Genomic DNA, 20812 nt, shown 5'->3' with positions numbered 1-20812 from the left:
GCCCTTACACATGAGTATCTTCACCGAAGCCCAGGCCAAGGCCATCCTCGACAAGGTCATCGCCCTGTCCAAGGCCGATGAGTGCACGGCCGTACTGGCCGGTTCCATCAACGGCAACATCCGTTTCGCCCTGAACAACGTGTCCACCAGTGGCATCGTCGACAACACCGAGCTGGCCGTCACCGTGGCCTTCGGCAAGCGCGTGGGCACTGCCTCGATCAACGAGTTCGACGACGCCGCGCTGCAGCGCGTGGTGCGCCGCGCCGAAGACCTGGCCCGCCTGGCCCCGGAAAACCCGGAGTTCATGCCGGCCATCGGCAAGCAGACCTACCGCCCCAGCCCGACCTTCAGCGAATCCACCGCCGCCATTGATCCGGCCTTCCGCGCCAAGGTTGCCGCCGATTCGATCGCGCCGTGCCGTGGCAACGGGCTGATCGCTGCAGGCTTCCTCGAAGACGGCCAAGGCTTCTACGCCACGGCCAACAGCAACGGCAACTTCGGCTACCAGCGCAGCACCAACTTCGACTACACCTGCACCGTGCGCACCGAGGACGGCCGTGGCTCGGGCTGGGTGGGTCGCAACCTGAAGGATGCGGCCGACTTCAAGGCCGACCAGGACATCCGCATCGCGATGCGCAAGGCGACCGAGTCGCAGGAAGCCAAGGCACTGGAGCCCGGCAAGTACACGGTGATCCTGGAGCCGGCGGCGGCTGCGGGCCTGATCAGCTTCATGATGAACTTCTTCAGCGCGCGCTCGGCTGACGAAGGTCGCAGCTTCCTGTCCAAGAAGGGCGGCGGCAACAAGCTGGGCGAGCAGGTCTACGATCCGCGCGTGAACATGTATGCCGACCCGTGGCATCCGGATGCGCCGGTGCTGCCGTGGGATGGTGAAGGCATGCCGCGCGAGCGCATCGCCATCATCGAGAACGGCAAGATCGCCAACCTCGACTATTCGCGCTTCTGGGCGCAGAAGCAGGGCAAGACCGCCAAGGCCACGCCCGGCAACCTGCTGATGAGTGGTGGCGAGAAGAACACCGCCGAGCTGGTGCGTGGCACCCAGAAGGGCATCCTGGTCACCCGCACCTGGTACATCCGCATGGTCGACCCGCAGACCGTGCTGCTGACCGGCCTGACCCGCGATGGCACCTTCTACATCGAGAACGGGCAGATCAAGCACCCGGTGAAGAACTTCCGCTTCAACGAATCGCCGGTGATCATGCTCAACAACATCGAAGAGCTGGGCAAGCCGGTGCGCGTGGCCGGTGACGAGTCCAACTTCGTGATGATGATTCCGCCGATGAAGCTGCGTGATTTCACCTTTACGTCGTTGTCCGACGCGGTCTGATGGATCGCCGGGCCTGCCTGCGCTGGTTGGCCGCTGCCGCTTCGGCGGCGGCGCTGCCGGCATGGGCACAGGCAGGCCCGCGCAGTTCGCGCTACGACTTCTGGTTCACCCGCCTGCAGTACGACTCCGGTGACTGGGACGTGGACGCGCGCATGCCGTCCAATCTGATCACCTCGCTGATCGACTACACCTCCCTGCGGGTGGACCCGCAGGAACGGGTGGTGGCGTTGGCCGACCCGCGCATGCTGGAAGCGCCGTTCTGCTACCTGGCCGGGCACACCCTGGTCGAGTTCAACGCCGCCGAACGGCAGAACTTCGTGCGCTACGTGCGCAATGGCGGCTTTGTTTTCGTCGACGACTGCAACCACGACATCGACGGCCTGTTCGCCACCTCGTTCGAAGCGCAGATGGGCCGGCTGTTCGGGCCGAAGGCGCTGCAGAAACTGCCCAACAGCCACGCGCTGTACCGCAGCTTCTTCCGCTTCCCCGACGGCCCGCCCGCGACCAGCTTCGAGCTCAACGGCTGGGGCGATGACCTGGTGCACGACTACCTGAAAGGCATCGAGGTCGATGGCCGGCTGGGTCTGCTCTACAGCAACAAGGACTACGGCTGCGAGTGGGACTACGACTGGCGCAACAAGCGTTTCCTGGCCGAAGACAACACCCGCTTCGGCGTCAACATCGTGATGTACGCATTGAACAATTGAACGGACCACGCCCATGACCTCCCCCGACCTCGATTCCCTGCTGCCGCGCCTGCACGCGCTGCGCAGCGCCCTGGCCCACGCCGTGGTCGGCCAGCACACCGTGGTCGAGCAGCTGCTGATCGGCCTGCTGGCCGGCGGCCACTGCCTGCTGGAAGGCGCGCCGGGGCTGGGCAAGACCCTGCTGGTGCGCTCGCTGGGGCAAGCACTGGAACTGCAGTTCCGGCGTGTGCAGTTCACCCCGGACCTGATGCCCAGCGACATCCTGGGTACCGAACTGCTGGAAGAAGACCACGGTACCGGCCATCGCCATTTCCGCTTCCAGCAGGGCCCGATCTTCACCAACCTGCTGCTGGCCGACGAGCTCAACCGCACCCCACCCAAGACCCAGGCGGCGCTGCTGGAAGCGATGCAGGAGCGTACGGTCAGCTACGCCGGCACGACCTACACGTTGCCGGCGCCGTTCTTCGTGCTGGCCACGCAGAATCCGATCGAACAAGCCGGTACCTACCCCTTGCCCGAAGCACAGCTGGACCGCTTCCTGCTGCATGTGCTGGTCGATTACCCCAGCGAGGAAGAAGAGCGGCAGATCCTCGAACAGACCACCGGCGGTGCCACTGAAAGCGTGCCGAAGGTGATGGATGCCGAAGCGGTGATCGCGCTGCAGGCGGCGGTGCGCCAGGTGCATGTCAGCCCCGACGTGCTCGCCTGGATCACCCGCCTGGTCCGCGCCAGCCGTCCCGGCGAGGGTGCACCGGCGGCGATCAACCAGTGGGTGAAATGGGGCGCAGGTCCGCGTGCCGGGCAGTCGCTGGTGCTGGCCGCCAAGGCGCGCGCACTGCTGCAGGGACGCTTCGCCGCCACCCGCGAGGATGTGCAGGCACTGGCCGCACCGGTGATGCGTCATCGCCTGCTGCTGTCCTTCGCGGCCGAAGCCGAGCAGAAGCGCGCCGACGATGTGGTCGCCGCACTGCTGCAGGCCGTTCCCTTCCCGGGTTGATCCACTGGTGACCGCAGGCACGCCGCTGCTGCTGCCACCCGACCTGCGTGCGCGACTGCGTGCGCTGCGGCTGTGGCCACGCCTGGCCAGCGGCGCAAGCGGCATCGGCCAACATGCCAGCCGCAGCCGCGGCGCCGGCCTGGAGTTCGCCCAGTACCGCGCCTACGAGCCCGGTGACGAACTGCGCCAGATCGACTGGAAGCTGTACGCGCGCTCGGATCGCTTCTTCGTGCGTGAATCCGAGCGCGAAAGCCCGATCACCGTCTGGCTGCTGCTCGATGCCACGGCCTCAGCGGGCCAGTCCGACCGTACAGCGCCCGGACGCAGCCGCCTGGATCACATGCGGCAGCTGGCTGCCTGCGTGGTCGAGCTGGCGCTGCAGCAGGGTGATCGCTTCGGCCTGCTGGCGATCAACGGCGAAGGCCTGCAGCTGGTGCCGGCCGCGCATGGCGCGCGCCAGCGCGACCGCGTGCATCTGCAGCTGCATGCCCTGCAGGCGCGCGGCGCATGGCCGGCCGCAGAGCGGCTGCGACCGCTGTGGGAGCGCGTGCGCCCCGGCGATCTGCTGCTGGCCATCGGCGATGGCTTCGACGACGCGGGCATCGTGCTGCTGGAGCAACTGGCCAGCGCGCGCCGCGAAGTGATGCTGCTGCAGGTGCTGACCGCCGACGAACGCGATTTCCCCTTCGACGCAGGCCATCGTTTCCGCGACCCGGAAACGGGCGAGGAGCTGCTCGGCGATGGCGCCGCGATCCGCGCCGACTACCTGCAGCGCTTCGCCGAGGCCCGCGCCGCGCTGCAATCGCGGTTGCAATCCAGTGGCATCGCCATCGCCACCGGTTGGCTCGACCAGCCGCTGGACCAGCCGCTACAGGCGCTGTTCGGCCGCAGGGGCGGCGCATGAGCCTGCTGTTTCCGCTGGGCCTGGCCGCGCTGGCCGCATGGCTGTTGCCACTGCTGATCCACCTCGCCCGCCGTCATCCCTACACGCCGCTGGATTTCGCTGCGCTGCGCTGGCTGCGCGCCCAGGTACGACCGCGCCAGCGCATCCGCTTCGATGATTGGCCGCTGTTGCTGGTGCGCCTGCTGTTGCTGGCCGCACTGGCCCTGCTGCTGGCGCGCCCGGCGCTGACCGGTCCTGCGCCCGTGCCAGCAGCGTGGACGGTGGTGGCACCGGGCCTGGACGCGACCGCGCTGCGCGGCAGCACCGATGCGCGCAACTGGCATTGGCTGGCGCCGGGCTTCCCCACCATCGACCAGCCCGCGCCGGCAGACGCTGCTGCCCTGCCCAGCCTGCTGCGCGAGCTGGACGCGCAGTTGCCGGCCGGCACCGCGCTGACCGTACACGTACCCGATCCCTTGCCCGGCCTTGATGGTGCCCGCCTGCAGCTGTCGCGCGAGGTGCAGTGGCAGCCACACGCGCTGGCCGTCACCGCGCCGCCACACGCTTCCCCGGCACCACGCCTTCGAACGCGCAGCGATGCACCGGCGGCTGCGCTGCAATGGCTGGGCGCGTTGCAGCGCGCGTGGGGCACGCAACCATTGGCGGCCCCCCTGGCCGACGACGCGTTGCCTGCCCGCGGCGAGATCGGCGTATGGACCGCCACCGATGCGCTGCCTGGCTCCTGGCAGCGCTGGCTGCAGCAGGGCGGCACGGTGCTGACCGCTGCGAAACCGCCAGCGGGTGCACCCGTACTGCTGCGCGAAGCAGACAATGCACCGCTGCTGTGGCAGCAGCGCATCGGCCAGGGCCGCCTGCTGCATCTGCCCGGCGAATGGAACGTGGCCCGCAACAGTGCATTGCGCGATGACGGCCTGCCGCGCGACCTGCTGCAGGCCCTGCAACCGCCATCAACGCCGCAGCTGGGTGATGCGCAGGACCAGACACCACCCCAGGCGGCCCTGCCCGCCGCAACGCCGCCCCTGCGCGAACCCACCGCGTGGCTGCTGCTGGTGATCGTGCTGCTGTTCGCGCTTGAGCGCTGGATGGCGAGCAGCGCGCGACGCAGGGCTGCACCATGAAGGCGCTGCAACAGGCATGGCAGCGCGCACGTCGGCGCCGCGCGGCGATCACCCTGCTGCTGGGGCTGCCGTGGACGTTGGCGTCAGCGGCACTCGCGCTGCGCGTGTCCGGTTTCGATATCGCCTGCGTCGTGGCAACCGTGGCCCTGCTGATCATTGCGGCCGCAGCGACGATGCGCGCCCGGCAGCTGGACCGACGCTGGTTGCAGCGCAGGCTCGATGCCAGTGGCGCCAGCGAAGACAGTGCCGATCTGCTGTTTGCCGATGGCGCTGCGCTCAACCCACTGCAGCAGCGCCAGCGCACGCACGTGCTGGCTGCGCTTGAACACAACCTCCCCGAGCTGCGACCACGCTGGCCACGCAGGGCAGTGGCGCTGTGCTGGATTGGCGGCATCGCCGTCGCTGTGCTGGCACTGGGCTGGCCGCGCAGCGGCGCACCGCGCCCAACGGCGCCTGCCTCGCCGCAAAGCAGCGCCAAGGCCGGTCCATTGCGCCTGCAGTCCACTCGACTGCGCATCGACGCACCGGCCTACACCGGCCAACCCACGCGTACGCAGAACGCACTCGACGCCAAGGTCGCCGCCGACAGTCGCCTGTCCTGGTCACTGCGCTTCGACCGTGCACCCAGCAACGCCTGGCTGCAGTTCCACGACGGTCGACGCCTTCCGTTGCGCGAGCGCAATGGTGAATGGCAGGCGCAGGACGTAGCGCGTACCCCGGTGCTGTATCGCGTGGTCAGCGAACCGGCGCTGGCCGAAACCCGCCTGCATCGACTCGACGTGGTCGCCGACCGTGCGCCGACGGTGCGCGTGATCGAGCCTGCCACCAGCCTGGTGCTGGGCCCCCCCGGGCAACGGCAGTGGACGCTGCGCTTCGAGGCCGGCGACGATCATGGCGTCTCCGCGCGGGCGACGCTGTCGATCACCATCACCCAGGGCAGCGGCGAGAACATCACCTTCGTGCGCCGCAGCGTGACGCTCAGCGGCAGCGGCGAGGTGAAGGCACGGCGCTTTGCCCATACCCTTGATCTGGCCGCGCTGGGCGCACAGCCCGGCAACGATGTGATCGCCCAGCTGGAAGTGCGCGACAACCACGCGCCGGCAGCACAGGTCGGCCGCAGCAGCAGCGTGATCCTGCGCCTGCCCAGCGCCGAGGCCGTGCTCGGTGCCGAACTGGAAGGCCGCATCAAGAAGACCCTGCCCGCGTACTTCCGCAGCCAGCGGCAGATCATCATCGACGCCGAGGCGTTGATCCGCGAACGCCGGAGCGTAGCCGCCGATACCTTCGTCAAGCGCAGCGATGCGATCGGCGTCGACCAGCGCATCCTGCGGCTGCGCTACGGCCAGTTCCTGGGCGAAGAAAGCGAGGGCGCGCCGAAGCCACCGCCGACCAGCGACCTGCCCACCAGCGATACGCCGGCGGCAGACGCACACGATGACGATCATGAGCACGGTCACGGCGCCGAGGCCGGCGCACACGACGAGCACGGCCACGACCACGGTGGCGCAGCCAGCGGCAATGACACGCCACCGGTGTTCGGCAGCGCCACCGACGTGCTGTCCGAGTACGGGCATACCCACGACCACGCCGAGGCGGCGACGCTGCTTGACCCGCAGACACGCGCCACCTTGAAGGCCGCGCTGGACCAGATGTGGTCGGCCGAAGGCGAGCTGCGCCAGGGCCGCCCCGAGCAGGCCCTGCCGTTTGCCTACAAAGCGCTGGCGTTCATCAAGCAGGTGCAGCAGGCCGAGCGCATCTATCTGGCGCGCGTCGGCCCGGAGCTGCCGCCGATCGACGAGAGCCGGCGCCTGGGCGGCGACCGTGCCGGGCTGGCCAGCCGCGATCTGCCGCTGGCCGCGCGCACGCCGCCCGATCCTGCCGTCGTCGAGGCCTGGCAGCGATTGGGCGACGAGGACGGCACGCCCGATCTGGACATGCTGGCCGCCTGGCAGCAGCGCAACAACGCCTTCCTGCCCGATGCACTGGACCTGGCTGCCGCCATCGAACAACTACGCATCGACCCCGGCTGCACCGAGTGCCGGCAGCGCCTGCGCGCGCAGCTGTGGCGTGCACTGCAGCGGCCACTGCCGCAGGTGATGCGACGCCGTGCGGCCGATGCCATGGGGCAGCGCTACCTCGATGCGCTGCAGGCACAGCCATGAGCACATCGGCATTGAACGTGTGGGTCGCAGTGGCGCTGGCGCTGATCGTGCTGGTCGCCAGTGCGCGCCAGCTGCGTTCGCCCACGCAGAGGCGCGGCCGTCTTATCGCCGTGCTCACGCTGCAGGCGGCCGCCGCTGCGCTGCTGTACGTCTGCCTGCTGCCGCCCTCACAGCGCGCCTCCCTGGCCGGCCTGGTGGTGATCGGCGCCGGGGCCAACAAGACCGGTGCACTGCCCACCGGCGGCACCCGGGTGCTGCTGCCGGAAGCAACCGATATGGCCGGTGCAGCGCGCGTGCCGGACCTGGCCACCGCACTGCGCCGCTATCCGTCCTCCACGGTGACACTGATCGGTGCCGGCCTGGCCGCGCGTGACCGCGATGCCGCACTGCCCGCCGACACGCGCTGGCAGGCATCCTCTGCAGCCAACGGCTGGATCGCCCTGCAGCCGCCCGTGGACACCGCTCCCGGTGCGCGCTTCGACGTACACGCACAGGCACGCGGCGTAGACCGAGCGCAGGCCGAACTGCTGGACCCGGCCGGTGCCGTGGTCGATCGTGCAACGCTGGCAGAGGATGGCCGTGTACAGCTCAGCGGCGTCACCCGCGCCGAAGGCCGCAGCGTGTTCCAGCTGCGCTTGCTGGATGCGCAGGGCCATGTGGCCGACAGCGTGCCGGTGCCCCAGCAGACACGGGCCGCCGCTCCGCTGCGCGTGCTGGTGCGCTCGGCTGCCCCCGGCGCCGAACTGAAGTACCTGCGGCGCTGGGCCACCGATGCCGGCATCCGCGTACAGGTGCAGGCCGAGACCGGCGCAGGCCTCAGCCTGGGCGACGGCAACGTGGCGTTGGACGCCTCCACGCTGGCGCGCAGCGATCTGCTGCTGCTCGACGAACGCAGCCTGGCTGCGCTCGGTGCCGCTCAGCTGGCGGCCGTGCGCCAGGCCCTGCGCGATGGCCTCGGCCTGCTGGTGCGCAGTACCGGCGCGCCATCAGCCAGCGCACGGCAACGCCTGCGCGATCTCGGCCTGCCCGTGCAGGGCGATGCCGGCAGCCAGGTTGCGGCAATGCCCGGCGAGGGTGACGCAACGATGCTGCAGGCACGTCGCGGGCCGCTTGCCGCCGGCACTCTGCCCACCGCTGATGGCGAAGACGCCGACCGCGCGTCGCACGCCGCGGCGCTGCCGGCGCTGGAGTACCTGGCGCTGCAGGCAGCCGACAGCCGCCCCCTGCTGCAGGATCGCGACAGCAAGCCCATCGGTGGGTGGCGCGCCGTTGGCAAGGGACGCATCGGGCTGCTGCCGATCACTGACAGCTGGCGCTGGGTACTGGCCGGTCGCGAGGATCGCCACGGTGAGTTGTGGAGCACGGTGTTCACCTCCCTCGCTCGCGCGCAGCCCGGTACCGAAGGACCGTGGTCGCCACAGGCACTGGCCTGGGCCGGCGAGCGGCAGTCACTGTGCGGCGTGCAGGCACCGCTGCGGGCCTTCGACGGACGCGGCGATGGCGTGCCGCTGATTGTCGACAGCACCACCGGCACAGCACGATGCGCGGGCTGGTGGCCGCGTCAAGCTGGTTGGCAGCGCTTGCAGCACGGCGACCGCACGCATTGGCGGTACGTGTTCGATCCGAAGCAGGCCCCTGCGATGCATCGGCAGGCGATGATCGATGCCACCACGCAACGGCTGGCCACTGCGGCGCCGGCAACCGCGCAGGCGAGCCAGCGTGTACCAGGGCCGCGCTGGCCGTGGTGGTTGGCGTTCGTACTGTGCGCATCGCTGCTGTGGTGGCTGGAGCGCCGACGCTGATCCCGGGGTCGGATCCCTTTCGCCTGCGAAAGGGCTCTGACCCCACCGATTGAGTCGCGAACACCATCCACGCATGGCGTGGATCTACTGATGCCGTGCAGGGTAGATGCCCGCCTTGGTTGGCGCCGGGCCGTCCGCGCGTTTCATCCACGCAAGGCGTGGCTCTACTTGCGCCGATACACACCGTTGAAGCGCACGTTCATGCCGCCGCACTCGCTGTTGTCGGCCACGATCAGCACATCGCCCAGCAGCTGCGCGTGCACCGTGCAGGTGTCCTCCACGAAGTCGACCTGGGCACCACGCGGTACTGCCTGTGCGCTTACCGCGCCGATGTTCGGGCCGCCCGGGCGTTCTGCCGGTGTCGGGTTGGCCGAGGGCCAGTAGGCATCGCCTTCCACGTGCAGCTGGCCGTCACGCACGCGGATGCGCAGGCCGTTGTCACTGTCCTTCCAGTCTCCGGACCAGGCCTGCAGCGTCGGCGCGGGTACCGGCAACGCCTGCAGCTTGCTGCGATCCACCCAGCCTGCGCTGCCACCCACCTTGTTCGGGAAGAACGCGCAGCGGTAGCGACCAAGATCACGCCCGGTCACCACCGTATCGCCACTCACCACGTAGCTGCGCTGGCTGCAGGCGGGTTCGCCCTTGGCCGGGCAGCCGTCCATGTCGCCCAGCAGGTACAGGCGCGGCGTGCCCACCACCTTGGCCAGGGCAAAGCCCGATTGTTCCGAAGGGAACGCGCCATTGCGGCACGAACCGCCATCGGTCAGGTCGCTGGCGGACGCGGCAAGCGGGCTCAGCGTTGCAAGCAGGAACAGGGTACGCAGCAGCATCCAGGCAGCCTCGAAGGGAAGGCCCGCAGGATAACGCCTACTTCTCCGGAGGCGCGCCGCAACCGTCCTGCTGGGCGCAGAACTGCAGCGCGCGCCGTTGCTGCTCGGCGCTCAGTTCCGGTGGCGGCCGGGCGATGGCCGACTGGATCTGGTCCGGGCCGCCGGTGATCTTGTTCAGGCCCTTGGCCGCAGCCATCACGCCCTTGACCACGCCCATCATGATGTAACCGCCGCCCATGCTGACCTGCTCGGGCGAGGGCGGCTCACTCCAGTCGCGGCTGAAGCGGTTGTTCTCCGCGCGCATCGGGTTCTTGAAGCGGTACAGGTCCAGCGGCTGGTCGTCTTCGGGTTTGAGCGCGCGCACTTCGCCCAGCGTGGTGACGTTCCCCTGCGCAGGCGGCACGACCACGGGCGCGTCATCAGCGGCGAGCGGCACGGCAGGCGCCGGTACGGGATCAGGCGTGGGCACGGGTACGGCCACCGGCGTCGTCTGCTGCGCGTGCGCGATGCCCGCCAGCAGCATGCCGGCCAGAAGTGCTCCCTGCGTTGCCCGTTTTGCCACAGCCATCGGCCCTTGCCTGTTGCGTCCAGATGCCGAGGATACGGGTGCGGGCTTCAGATTTCGTTGGGGGCGCCGCCGGCGTTCAGCTTGTGCCCGTCCTCACGGTTCCGCGCAGCCGCCACGCACCTTGCAATGATTTGCATTGCGCACGCCGAAGCATGCCATGAGCCTGCAGGCCCCTCTGAGCACCTTCACGCCGATGAGCCTGCCACCGCCCCGCTGCTGCGATCACTCACGCCTGCTGGGATGCTGCTGATGTCGCCCGCTGCGACCCTCCTCCTGCTTGCGGTGCTGCTGGCGATGCTGGTGGCCTGCTACCTGCAGTGGGCGTCGGATGCACGCGCTGCCCTGCACCTGCTGCGGCGCAATCCCCCCTCACGTCCGCTCACCGAAGATGAAGATGCTGCACTTGCCACGCTGCGTGCGCTCAGCGGGCGGACGCACGACACACAGGTGCGCGTGCTGTCGGGGGCTTTCAGCGGACCGTCTGGCTTCGGCAACCGCCCCTTCCATTCGGCCGGGCTCGGTGACGTTGCCGTGCTGCTGCCATTCGATGCCTGGCAGCATGTTGCCGTAGACAATCACGCAGAGGTCGTCCTGGCTGGCGACGCCGCTCTGGTAGTCCGCTTGAATGGATTCCACATTGTCGGTGCCCGGCACCGGGTGGCTGCCGAGGAAGCCGAGCATGCGGCCGCCTTCGAGGGACCACTGCAACGCAAACGGCGCATCGTGCGGCCAATTGCTGCGTGCGCGGTCCACGGACAGCGGCTGGAGACGGCGGCCGAAGTGGCGATGCGCCGGGGTGATGGCGTTCGCTGGCCGGGCATTGTCATCGCGCTGCTTGCGCTGGCGGCGCTGCCCGCGCTGCAGATCGACGTCGCGCTGTGGTGGCGGCTGTTGCTGGGTCTTCCGCTGTGCGCCGTGGCCGGCACCGCCGTGTGGATGGCATGGCCACGCCAGCGTGGCCCAGGTGCGCCGCAACCGGTTCTGCAGCTCAGCGGCAGGCTCAACAAGCTCATGCTGCACCCACACCATCCGCCCTGCTGGCTACTGGGCAGCGACCACCGCGTGCAGCTGCCTGCGGAGTGGCTGGCGTCCAAGCGTTTCCGTAGTGGGCAGCACCTCACACTGGATATCCGCCAATGCGATGGCATGGTCTTGGGCGCGGGCCGGGAGTGGTCCCTGGCCGAGGACCGTGTCCGGTTTTCCTCCGCTGGGGCGACGTGGAGCCTGGCATGGCTGGGGTTGATGCTGTGCGTACTGCTGTTCGGCGGAATGTTCGTCGAACTGCCGGCGGGCATCTCCCGGCAGCACACCCGTGATGCGCTCAGGCTGATGCATGGAGTGTGGTGGCCGCTCACCGCCGCCACCGGGCTGTGGCATCTGGTGCAGGCCATCCATCGGTGGCGCCGGCACCTGCGGTGCCACGCACGGCGCAGCGCGGCACTGGCTGCACGCATGCCACCAACGCGCTGAATGGTTCACGCCGCCCGCTGCGGATGTCTCACATCGTGAGACCCATTTGTGGTGCCATGTGATCCCCTGAAAATCCACTTCCCATGGCCTACGAACTCGCCAAGCGCACCGCCGATGCGGAGCAGCAGCTCGCCACCCGTGATGGCCTGCCCGCACGCGATGGCGCACTGCTCAGTGCACGCCTGCAGCGCCGCTACCAGGATCGCATCACCGGCAGCTTCGCCATTCCCGGCCGCGAAGGCCGCTATGCGCCGATTCCCGATTCCGTGCCACCGGCGCTGGCCGCCGCGCTGAAGGCACGCGGCATCGAGCAGCTCTACAGCCACCAGGCAGAGGCCTGGGAGGCCAGCCAGCGTGGCGAGCACGTGGCCATCGTCACCCCCACTGCCAGCGGCAAGTCGCTGTGCTACACCCTGCCGGTGGTCAGCGCCGCCATGCAGGACAAGGCCAAGGCGCTGTACCTGTTCCCGACCAAGGCACTGGCCCAGGACCAGGTGGCCGAACTGCTGGAGCTCAACCGCGCCGGCGACCTCGGGGTGAAGGCCTTCACCTTCGACGGCGACACCCCGGGCGACGCGCGGCAGGCGATCCGCCTGCATGGCGACATCGTGGTCTCCAACCCGGACATGCTGCACCAGGCGATCCTGCCGCATCACACCAAGTGGGCGCAGTTCTTCGAGAACCTGCGCTACATCGTCATCGACGAAGTGCACACCTATCGCGGCGTGTTCGGCAGCCATGTCACCAACGTGCTGCGCCGGCTCAAGCGCATCTGCGCGTTCTACGGGGTGCAACCGCAGTTCATCCTGTGCTCGGCCACCATCGGCAACCCGCAGGCGCATGCCGAGGCGCTGATCGAAGCACCGGTCACCGCCATCACCGAATCCGGTGCACCCAGCGGGCCGAAGCAGGTGCTGCTGTGGAATCCGCCGGTGATCAACCCCGACCTGGGCCTGCGTGCCTCGGCGCGCTCGCAGAGCAACCGCATCGCCCGCATCGCGATCAAGTCCGGCCTGAAAACGCTGGTGTTCGCGCAGACCCGGCTGATGGTGGAGGTGCTGACCAAGTACCTGAAGGACATCTTCGACCACGACCCGCGCAAGCCACCACGCATCCGCGCCTACCGCGGCGGCTACCTGCCCACCGAGCGCCGCGAGACCGAGCGTGCGATGCGGGCGGGCAACATCGACGGTATCGTCAGCACCTCGGCGCTGGAACTGGGCGTGGATATCGGCAGCCTGGACGTGGTGATCCTCAACGGTTATCCCGGCAGCGTGGCTGCCACCTGGCAGCGCTTCGGCCGCGCCGGACGCCGCCAGCAGCCAGCACTCGGAGTGATGGTGGCCAGTTCGCAGCCGCTGGACCAGTACGTGGTGCGCCATCCGGACTTCTTCGCCGAGGCGTCGCCGGAACACGCACGCATCGCGCCCGACCAGCCGTTGATCCTGTTCGATCACATCCGCTGCGCGGCGTTCGAACTGCCGTTCCGGGTCGGCGATGGCTTCGGCCCGATCGATCCGGAGGTGTTCCTTGAAGCACTGGCCGAAACCGAAGTGATCCACCGCGAAGGCGAACGCTGGGAGTGGATCGCCGACAGCTATCCGGCCAACGCAGTCAGCCTGCGCGCCGTGGCCGATGGCAACTTCGTCGTGGTCGACCGCAGCGATGGCCGCCAGCAGATCATCGCCGAGGTGGACTACTCCGCTGCCGCGCTGACCCTGTACGAGGGCGCCATCCACATGGTGCAGTCCACGCCCTACCAGGTGGAAACGCTGGACTGGGAAGGCCGCAAGGCCTACGTCACCCGCACCCACGTGGACTACTACACCGACAGCATCGACTTCACCAAGCTCAAGGTGCTGGACCGTTTCGATGGCGGCGTGGCCGGCCGTGGTGATTCGCACCATGGCGAAGTGCACGTGGTGCGCCGCGTGGCCGGTTACAAGAAGATCCGCTACTACACCCACGAGAACATCGGCTACGGCCCGGTCAACCTGCCCGACCAGGAACTGCACACCACCGCGGTGTGGTGGCAGCTGCCGCAGGCGCTGCTGCTGCGCGCCTTCGCCAGCAAGCAGGATGCGCTGGATGGGTTCCTCGGCGCCGCCTATGCACTGCACATCGTAGCCACGGTGGCGGTGATGGCCGATGCGCGCGACCTGCAGAAGTCGGTGGGCAACGGCGATGGCACCTGGATCGCGATTGCCGACCAAAGCGGGCGCGGCCAGCTGCGGGGCAGCGATGGCGAGCCTGGCGCGGTGGAACTGCTGCAGGAATTCGTGCCGACCGTATACCTGTACGACAATTTCCCCGGTGGCGTCGGCCTGAGCGAGCCGCTGTGGCAGCGCCAGGCCGAGCTGGTGCAGCGCGCGCGCGAACTGGTACAGCGCTGCGACTGCAAGGCGGGTTGCCCGGCCTGCGTCGGTCCGGTGCTGGCCGCGCAGGAACAGGATGAAACCTCGCCACGTGCGCTGGCGCTGCGCGTGCTCGACCTGTTCGATGCGCAGGCCTGCCAGCAGGTGGCCGATGTGGTGGTGAGCACACGCGACCCGATGGAGCTGATCGCCCCGTGAGCCTGAGCCTGGACAAGCTGCGGCTGCTTCGCAAGCAGGCCGGTGACCCGAAAGCAGCCACGCCTGCCGCGCCGACGCAGCAGACGCCGCCGGCACTGATGGCCGCCAACGATGCGCGGCAGCCACCGGCCGAGCGTTCGGTGTTTGCCTGGGTGGAACAGGAGATCCGCCACAAGCCGACCGGCACCGCCACCACCACGCCTGCGCCAGCAGCACTGCGACGGCCCGAGGTCGGCAGCCTGCATCGCCTGCTCGGCATGCGCTCGCGGGGTGGCCCTGCGCCGGCACGCGCCAGCGCGCAGGATCGCCAACTGCCCGGCAACGAGATTGCGCCCGGCCTGTTCCTGATCGAGTCACTGCTGCCGCAGCCGATTCCCGCCATGCCGCTGTCGCTGGCCTTCGCCAAGCGCGAGGGTGAGCACGTGGCTGCGCGCGACCTGCTGTTCTTCGATACCGAGACCACCGGCCTGGCCGGCGGCACCGGCACTCGCGCCTTCATGATCGGTGCCGCCGACTGGCATGTGTGCCCGCAGCGTGGCGAAGGCCTGCGCATCCGCCAGCTGCTGATGTCGACGATGGCTGCCGAGGAGGAGATGCTGGCCGCTTTCGCCGGCTGGCTGCAGCCGCATACCGTGTTCTGCAGCTACAACGGCCGCAGCTACGACGCCCCTCTGCTGAAGACGCGCTATCGGCTGGCCCGCCAGGCCGATCCCATCACCGCGCTGGACCATGTCGACCTGCTGTATCCCACTCGCCGCCGTTACCGCGGTACGTGGGAGAACTGCAAGCTGTCCACCATCGAGCGGCAACTGCTGCGCGTGGTGCGCGAAGATGACCTGCCCGGCTCGGAAGCCCCCGCCGCATGGCTGCGCTTCCTGCGCGGCGGCGATGCGCTGAATCTGCGCCGGGTGGCCGACCACAACCACCAGGACGTGGTGACCCTGGCGCTGCTGCTGCAGCGGTTGGTGCGGGAAGAGCAGCGCGAACGGGAGACCCTGGCGCTGGTAAGCGGATGAACGGAGAGGGCGGATCCAGGCCGCGTTGACATCACTGACACAGGGCTCGGCGACACTGCCGCTACTGAACACCACCCAGGAGTACTGCCATGCGTCGATCCCCCCTGTTGCTGCTTGCGGCCATCCTGCCGCTGGCCGCCTGCAGCCATGCCGGTGGCAACGCCTCTGCCGATGCCGGCAGCCTGCCGGCCAAGGTGTCCGATGGTCCGCAGGAGTGCCGCCCCGAGGCGCTGGACGCATTCACCGGCAAGACCGCCGACGAAGCGACGATCAAGAAGCTGGTGGCCGACAGTGGCGCGCGCAACGCACGCGTGGTCAAACCGGGGATGGCGGTGACCATGGACTTCCGCCAGGACCGGGTGACCGTGCAGGTGGACGCACAGAACCGTATCGAGCGCGCCAGCTGCGGCTGATGGGGTAGCGCCGGGCCCTGCCCGGCGGATTCCATTCGCATACGCGCCGCTGCGGGCGCCGGGCATGGCCCGGCGCTCCGCTCTGTCAGAGCCGCTCGGCCTTGCCGCTGGCCAGCGCACGCGCGATGACCTGCTCTGCCTGCTTCGCTGCCTGTGCCTGCAGCCGTGCCTGGCGCTCACCCAACGCGGCCTGTTGACTGCCCAGTGCCGCCTGCTGGCTTCCCAGCGCGGCCTGCTGGCTGGCGAGTCGGCTCATCTCGCGGCTACGCTCGGACTGCAGCGCCTGGTTGCGGGCAACCTGTGATGCGCGCTGTGCTTCAGCCGCGGCCTGGCGCGCAATCTTCGCATCGTCCACCGCGCCACGGGTGGCCCGCGCCGCTTCGGCTGCCGCTTCGCGATTGATGTCGCGATCGTTGATCGCACTGCGTGCAGCCCGTGCGGCTGCGAGGGCGATTTCACGCGCCTCTTCGCCCTGCAGCCTGCCCAGCTCGCCCTGCTCGCGGCCGAGCTGGCCCTGCTGACGACCCAGCACACTCTGCTGGCGCCCCAGTTCACTCTGCTGGCGGCTCAGGTCGACGGCGCCGGCATAGGCACGCTGCAACGACTGGATCAGCATCGGATCGCGCACGACGTAGCGCTTGTCGCCCTGGCGGAACCACAGGGCGGGGCCGTCACCAAGCCGGCTGCGCGCCTGCATCACATCGTCCATGCCGGCATTGGCGAACGCCTGGCCGTGATCAACGAGGACGAAGGCCTGCTGTGGCGGCGTACCCAGATCCAGCTGGCCATGGGTGACGATGGTGGTCTGCGAGTGCGCATGGGTGCCTGCGTCCTGCTCCTCGTCTTCATTGACGTCGGCAGGTTCCTCAGGCTCGGCGGGTTCTGCCGGCTCGGCCCAGTCGGCCGGCTCTGCCGGTACCGCTGCGGCAGGCGGCGCTGCCGGTGCCGGGGGTGCTGCGGGCGGCGGCGGCGGCGCGGGCACAGCGCGCGGCGGTGCCGGCGGTGCAGGCGGGACCGGCGCGGCCACCAGCCGCATCGGCGCCACGCCCACGGCCAATACAACCAGCGTCAAGCCGACGGCCAGCAGGCGTGGGCACGCCCGGTGCGACTGCAGCGACAGCAGGCGGCGCTTGAGGCTGGTGGTGCTGGGCGCTGCGCTGGCCACGCCGAGGTGTGGCTGCGGCGCCACACCCAGCTGCAGCAGCAACCGGCCATAGGCATGGCGGCTGGCACCGTGCTGGCCGACCACCGCCGCATCCACGGCTTCCTCGCGGGCTTGGGCGTATTCGCGCACGGCCAGGCGCAGCAGCGGATGGAAGAAGAACAGGTGCTGGGCCAAGGCAGGCAGCAGCCCCCACTGCAGGTCACGACGCTGCAGGTGTTGCAGCTCGTGGGTCAGCGCCAGGTCCAGCGCATCGCCCTGCAGCGCGTTCATTCCCGCCGGCAGCAGCAGCACCGGACGGAACGGCCCGACCAGCTGCGGCGCGTCCACCTGGTCGCTCATCCACAGGCGCGGCGCGCGGCGCAGGCCGTGCGCATCCGAGGCCAGCTGCAGCGCCTGCACCAGCGCCTGGTCCTCGCACGGATACGACGCCGCCAGCAGCGCACGGCAACGGCGCCATTCGCCGAAGGTCCGCAACGCCATCAGCAGTACACCGGACATCCACAGCGCGGCCAGGGCCAACGCCCACCAGGCCACCGGGGTGCTGCCGACATCACCCATCGGCGTGTTCGCCAGCAGGTGCGCCGATGCCTCCGGTGCCATCGTATATATCGCGTCCGCCGCAAGATCCACGGTCGTCATTGCCACCGCATCGGGTGCGGGCAACCAGGCCAGCTGCAGCGGTTGGCTCCACAACAGACCGACCACCGCCTGCAGCGACACCAGCCACCACAACCGGCAGCGGGTGGCCGCCGACAGTGCCGGCAGCGCGCGGCACAGCAGGTACACCAGCGCCACCAGCAGCACGGTCTGCAGGCTGGTCCAACCCAGCCGTTCCAGCATCGGAATCAACATCGAGGTATCCATGGCTCAGTCCTCCTGGCGACGCGATTGCAGTTCGGCCACCAGCGCTTCCAGTTCGGCCAGTTCGTTGTCGCTGACCTTCTGCCGCTGCGACAGGTACGCCACGAATGGCGACACCGAGCCCTGCAGCGTGTTGTCGACGAACTGGGCAACGGCGCCCTGCAGCACGCTCTCCGGGCCACGGGTGGGCTGGTAACGGTAGACACCCTGCTGCTGCCTGCGCTGCAGGTAACCCTTGGCGCGCAGGCGCTCCATCATCGTCAACACCGTGGACCGGGCCAGTCCGCGCGGTTCACCATAGCCGCTGGCGACCTCGCCGACGCTGGCCGGTGCCTGCTCATCCACATACTGCAGCAGGGCCAGTTCCTGGTCCCCGATGGTCTTGCCACGCATGACAACACTCCCTTGACTACACGTGTCGCCACTGTTGCCATGACGACACCTGTAGTCAACCCCCCGGAAGTCATGGGCCGACGAACGGTAGGGCGCGCAGCCGGCTTAAACCTTTTACGCCGGGCGCGCATCCGACCCATGGCCTGTCGCCTGCGGCGGCCGTCACCGCCGCCGATCTTTCCGCCCTCCGGGAACCCGCATGCCTCGCCAGACGCTACGAACCCTGCTCATGATCATCAGCCTGCTGCCCTTCGCCGCCGTCTCCGCCAACCAGGACCAGGCCAACGACCAGACCCGTCGTTTCATCCGCCAGATCATGCAGGAACAGCGCATCCCGGGCCTGCAGATCGCGGTGGTCAAGGAAGGCCAGGTGGTGCTGTCGGAAACCTATGGGCTGGCCAACGTCGAGAACGGCGTGGTCGCCACCCGCAGCACCCGGTTCCCGCTCAACTCGGCCACCAAATCCTTCACCGGCGTCGCTCTGGCGCAGCTGGCACAGGACGGGCGGGTGGATCTGGACGCGCCCATCGCGCGCTATCTCGACGACCTGCCCGAAAGCTGGCGGGCGGTGCGGGTGCGCCAGCTGCTCGCCCACACTTCCGGCCTGCCCGACATCCTCGATGCAGAGGGATTGCTGGGTGGGGGCTCGGAACAGGACGCATGGCAGGCGGTCCGCGCGCTGCCGGCAGAGGCCAGGGCCGGCGAGCGTTTCCAGTACAACCAGACCAACTACCTGCTGCTGGCGAGGATCATCGCGCGGCAATCCGGCATGCCCTACGAACGCTTCCTGGCCACCGGCCAGTTCTCCACCGCGCGCATGGCACGCACCACGTTCGGCGACAGCTACGACCTGATCCCGGATGCGGCGACGATGTACAGCTACCTGCCACGCGCCACCGATGCAAAGGATGCGACGCCACGCCTGTCGCACTGGTTCTACGACATGCCGCCCAGCCTGTGGGCCGGCGGCGGCATCCTCACCACGGCCGATGACACCGCGCGCTGGTTGGTTGCACTGCAGGAGGGACGCCTGCTGGAGCTGCGCGCGGTGCAACAGATGTGGTCGCCCGAACACCTCAATGATGGCAGTGCCGGCGACTGGGCCGCAGGCTGGCCGGTGTTCAACACCGCACCCGACCTGCAGGTGGGTGGCATGGGCGGTGCGCGCTCGGCCTTCATCGTCTATCCCGAGCGCGAACTCGCCGTTGTCGTGCTGACCAATCTGGTCGGCGCCAATCCGCAGCAGTTCATACCGCGCATCGCCGGCTTCTACACTGCCGCGCCCAAGGGTGTTGCTGCCGCGCGCTAGCCGCGCGGCCCGCCCATCACCGGCAGGATCACCCCGCTGATGTAGCTGGCGCAGGCCGGCGAGGCCAGGAACACATAGGCCGGCGACAGTTCTTCGGGCTGTGCCGGCCGGCCCATGTCACTGTCCTTGCCGAACTCGGCCACATCCTTCGCCTGCTTGTCGGCCGGGTTCAACGGCGTCCACACCGGGCCGGGCGCCACACAGTTGACCCGGATGCCGCGCGGCAGCAACTGGCTGGCCAGCGCCTTGGTGAACGCATGGATCGCGCCCTTGGTGGCCGAGTAATCAATCAATGCCTTGCTGCCGAACAGACCGGTTTCCGAACCGGTGTTGATGATGCTGGCGCCCTCGCCCAGGTGTGGCAGCACTGCGCGCGCCATCTGGATGTAGCCGCCGATGTTGGTCTGCAGGGTTTCCTGCAGATGCGCATCTTCCAGGTCTTCCAGCCGTTCGCAGTGCAGCTGGAACGCCGCGTTGTTGACCAGGATGTCGATGCCGCCAAACGCCTTGGCCACCTGCTTGACGGCCTTGTTGCAGAAGCGGGGGTCGCGTACGTCGCCAGCGATCACCACGCAGCGGCCGCCCTCTTTTTCCACATGCTGGCGGGTCAACTCGGCGTCCTTGGCTTCGTCCAGATGCAGCACGGCAACGTCGGCGCCTTCGCGGGCGAACAGTACCGCCACCGCACGGCCGATGCCGGAATCACCACCGGTGACGATCGCCCGCATCCCTTGCAGCTTGCCGCTGCCGACGTAGTCCGGGGCGAGGAAGCGCGGTGCCAGTTCCAGCGCATGCTCATGGCCCGGCTTGGGCAGTTGCTGCGCCGGCATCGTCTCCGGCTGACGGCGTGGGCCAGCCTGGGTGGCGGTCTTCTTGGTCGCCTTTTTCGTTGCCTTCTTCGCCGCGCGCAGGTCCTTCGACTTTTCCTGGTCCTGCAGGCGCCGCTGGCGCGCTGCCACGCGGGCCGCGCGCGGATCGGAAGCGGCGGCCTTGCGGGTCGCCGTTTTCACCACGCGCGGGCGCTCGGATGTAGTGGCGTCGGCGGCGGCTGGCACCGCCTGGGTGTCTTTGCGTACCTTCGGCGATGCCTTGCGGCGGGCGGGGGTCTTCTTGGTGGTGGCCATGCAGGTCTCCTCGGGGGGATGGGGGTTGCCGGCCAGCGGCCGGCACTACCGGGGC

The 20812-nt window shown here is 69.0% G+C and carries 17 protein-coding genes; 12 read left to right on the top strand and 5 right to left on the bottom strand.

Going from position 1 to position 20812, the window contains the following annotated elements:
* Positions 1-10: 10 nt before the first annotated feature.
* The 7 genes from AB4Y98_RS05740 to AB4Y98_RS05710 are packed head-to-tail and all read left to right on the top strand — an operon-like array spanning position 11 to position 9035.
* The gene (locus AB4Y98_RS05740; protein WP_442243954.1) at positions 11-1345 is read left to right on the top strand and encodes a TldD/PmbA family protein; all 1335 of its coding nucleotides are present in this window, start codon (positions 11-13) and stop codon (positions 1343-1345) included.
* Entirely contained in the window at positions 1345-2052 is a 708-nt protein-coding gene (locus tag AB4Y98_RS05735) for a DUF4159 domain-containing protein (RefSeq protein WP_025876014.1), read from the top strand. Before AB4Y98_RS05740 ends, AB4Y98_RS05735 begins: the two co-directional genes overlap by 1 nt.
* A gap of 13 nt (positions 2053-2065) precedes the next feature.
* Positions 2066-3049: an AAA family ATPase gene (locus tag AB4Y98_RS05730; protein ID WP_223497418.1), complete on the top strand. Its 984-nt coding sequence runs from the start codon at positions 2066-2068 to the stop codon at positions 3047-3049.
* Positions 3050-3056: 7 nt separating this feature from the next.
* Positions 3057-3953, top strand: coding sequence for a DUF58 domain-containing protein (locus tag AB4Y98_RS05725; protein ID WP_442243953.1), 897 nt, complete (start codon positions 3057-3059; stop codon positions 3951-3953).
* Positions 3950-5071: a BatA domain-containing protein gene (locus AB4Y98_RS05720; protein ID WP_442243952.1), complete on the top strand. Its 1122-nt coding sequence runs from the start codon at positions 3950-3952 to the stop codon at positions 5069-5071. The genes AB4Y98_RS05725 and AB4Y98_RS05720 overlap by 4 nt, the downstream gene beginning before the upstream one ends.
* Positions 5068-7233, top strand: coding sequence for a hypothetical protein (locus AB4Y98_RS05715; protein WP_442243951.1), 2166 nt, complete (start codon positions 5068-5070; stop codon positions 7231-7233). Before AB4Y98_RS05720 ends, AB4Y98_RS05715 begins: the two co-directional genes overlap by 4 nt.
* On the top strand, positions 7230-9035 hold the full coding sequence (locus AB4Y98_RS05710) for a hypothetical protein (RefSeq protein WP_442243950.1): 1806 nt from the start codon (positions 7230-7232) through the stop codon (positions 9033-9035). Before AB4Y98_RS05715 ends, AB4Y98_RS05710 begins: the two co-directional genes overlap by 4 nt.
* 164 nt (positions 9036-9199) lie before the next feature.
* On the opposite strand, the gene AB4Y98_RS05705 is transcribed toward AB4Y98_RS05710, so the two are convergent.
* Together AB4Y98_RS05705 and AB4Y98_RS05700 are read right to left on the bottom strand one after the other, a co-directional pair.
* Positions 9200-9865, bottom strand: coding sequence for a hypothetical protein (locus tag AB4Y98_RS05705; RefSeq protein ID WP_442243949.1), 666 nt, complete (start codon positions 9863-9865; stop codon positions 9200-9202).
* A 37-nt stretch (positions 9866-9902) separates the two neighbouring features.
* Positions 9903-10433 carry a hypothetical protein gene (locus AB4Y98_RS05700; protein WP_099786312.1) on the bottom strand — a complete coding sequence of 177 codons (531 nt, stop codon included), beginning with the start codon at positions 10431-10433 and terminating at the stop codon, positions 9903-9905.
* Positions 10434-10439: 6 nt separating this feature from the next.
* Between AB4Y98_RS05700 and AB4Y98_RS05695 the strand changes: the two genes are divergently transcribed.
* The 4 genes from AB4Y98_RS05695 (at position 10440) to AB4Y98_RS05680 (ending at position 15905) form a co-directional block, all read left to right on the top strand.
* On the top strand, positions 10440-11903 hold the full coding sequence (locus AB4Y98_RS05695; protein WP_442243948.1) for a hypothetical protein: 1464 nt from the start codon (positions 10440-10442) through the stop codon (positions 11901-11903).
* Positions 11904-11986: 83 nt separating this feature from the next.
* Positions 11987-14476 carry a DEAD/DEAH box helicase gene (locus AB4Y98_RS05690; protein WP_442243947.1) on the top strand — a complete coding sequence of 830 codons (2490 nt, stop codon included), beginning with the start codon at positions 11987-11989 and terminating at the stop codon, positions 14474-14476.
* Positions 14473-15492 carry a ribonuclease H-like domain-containing protein gene (locus tag AB4Y98_RS05685; protein ID WP_442243946.1) on the top strand — a complete coding sequence of 340 codons (1020 nt, stop codon included), beginning with the start codon at positions 14473-14475 and terminating at the stop codon, positions 15490-15492. Before AB4Y98_RS05690 ends, AB4Y98_RS05685 begins: the two co-directional genes overlap by 4 nt.
* 89 nt (positions 15493-15581) lie before the next feature.
* Positions 15582-15905: an I78 family peptidase inhibitor gene (locus AB4Y98_RS05680; RefSeq protein WP_025876032.1), complete on the top strand. Its 324-nt coding sequence runs from the start codon at positions 15582-15584 to the stop codon at positions 15903-15905.
* A gap of 85 nt (positions 15906-15990) precedes the next feature.
* Here AB4Y98_RS05680 and AB4Y98_RS05675 read toward each other — a convergent pair whose 3' ends face one another.
* The gene (locus AB4Y98_RS05675; RefSeq protein ID WP_442243945.1) at positions 15991-17934 is read right to left on the bottom strand and encodes a M56 family metallopeptidase; all 1944 of its coding nucleotides are present in this window, start codon (positions 17932-17934) and stop codon (positions 15991-15993) included.
* Positions 17935-17937: 3 nt separating this feature from the next.
* Positions 17938-18324, bottom strand: coding sequence for a BlaI/MecI/CopY family transcriptional regulator (locus tag AB4Y98_RS05670; protein ID WP_025876036.1), 387 nt, complete (start codon positions 18322-18324; stop codon positions 17938-17940).
* Between the two features lie 229 nt (positions 18325-18553).
* On the opposite strand from AB4Y98_RS05670, the gene AB4Y98_RS05665 reads away from it, so the two are divergent.
* The gene (locus AB4Y98_RS05665) at positions 18554-19633 is read left to right on the top strand and encodes a serine hydrolase domain-containing protein (RefSeq protein WP_442243944.1); all 1080 of its coding nucleotides are present in this window, start codon (positions 18554-18556) and stop codon (positions 19631-19633) included.
* On the opposite strand, the gene AB4Y98_RS05660 is transcribed toward AB4Y98_RS05665, so the two are convergent.
* Positions 19630-20757: an SDR family oxidoreductase gene (locus tag AB4Y98_RS05660; protein ID WP_442243943.1), complete on the bottom strand. Its 1128-nt coding sequence runs from the start codon at positions 20755-20757 to the stop codon at positions 19630-19632. The genes AB4Y98_RS05665 and AB4Y98_RS05660 overlap by 4 nt on opposite strands.
* Between the last annotated feature and the right edge of the window lie 55 nt (positions 20758-20812).

Origin of the sequence: Stenotrophomonas sp. 2YAF26, assembly GCF_052114625.1 — a bacterium.
Classification (GTDB): Bacteria; Pseudomonadota; Gammaproteobacteria; order Xanthomonadales; family Xanthomonadaceae; genus Stenotrophomonas; species Stenotrophomonas indicatrix.
Note: the sequence above shows the minus strand (reverse complement) of the source record. Positions and strands in the feature narration are given on the sequence as shown.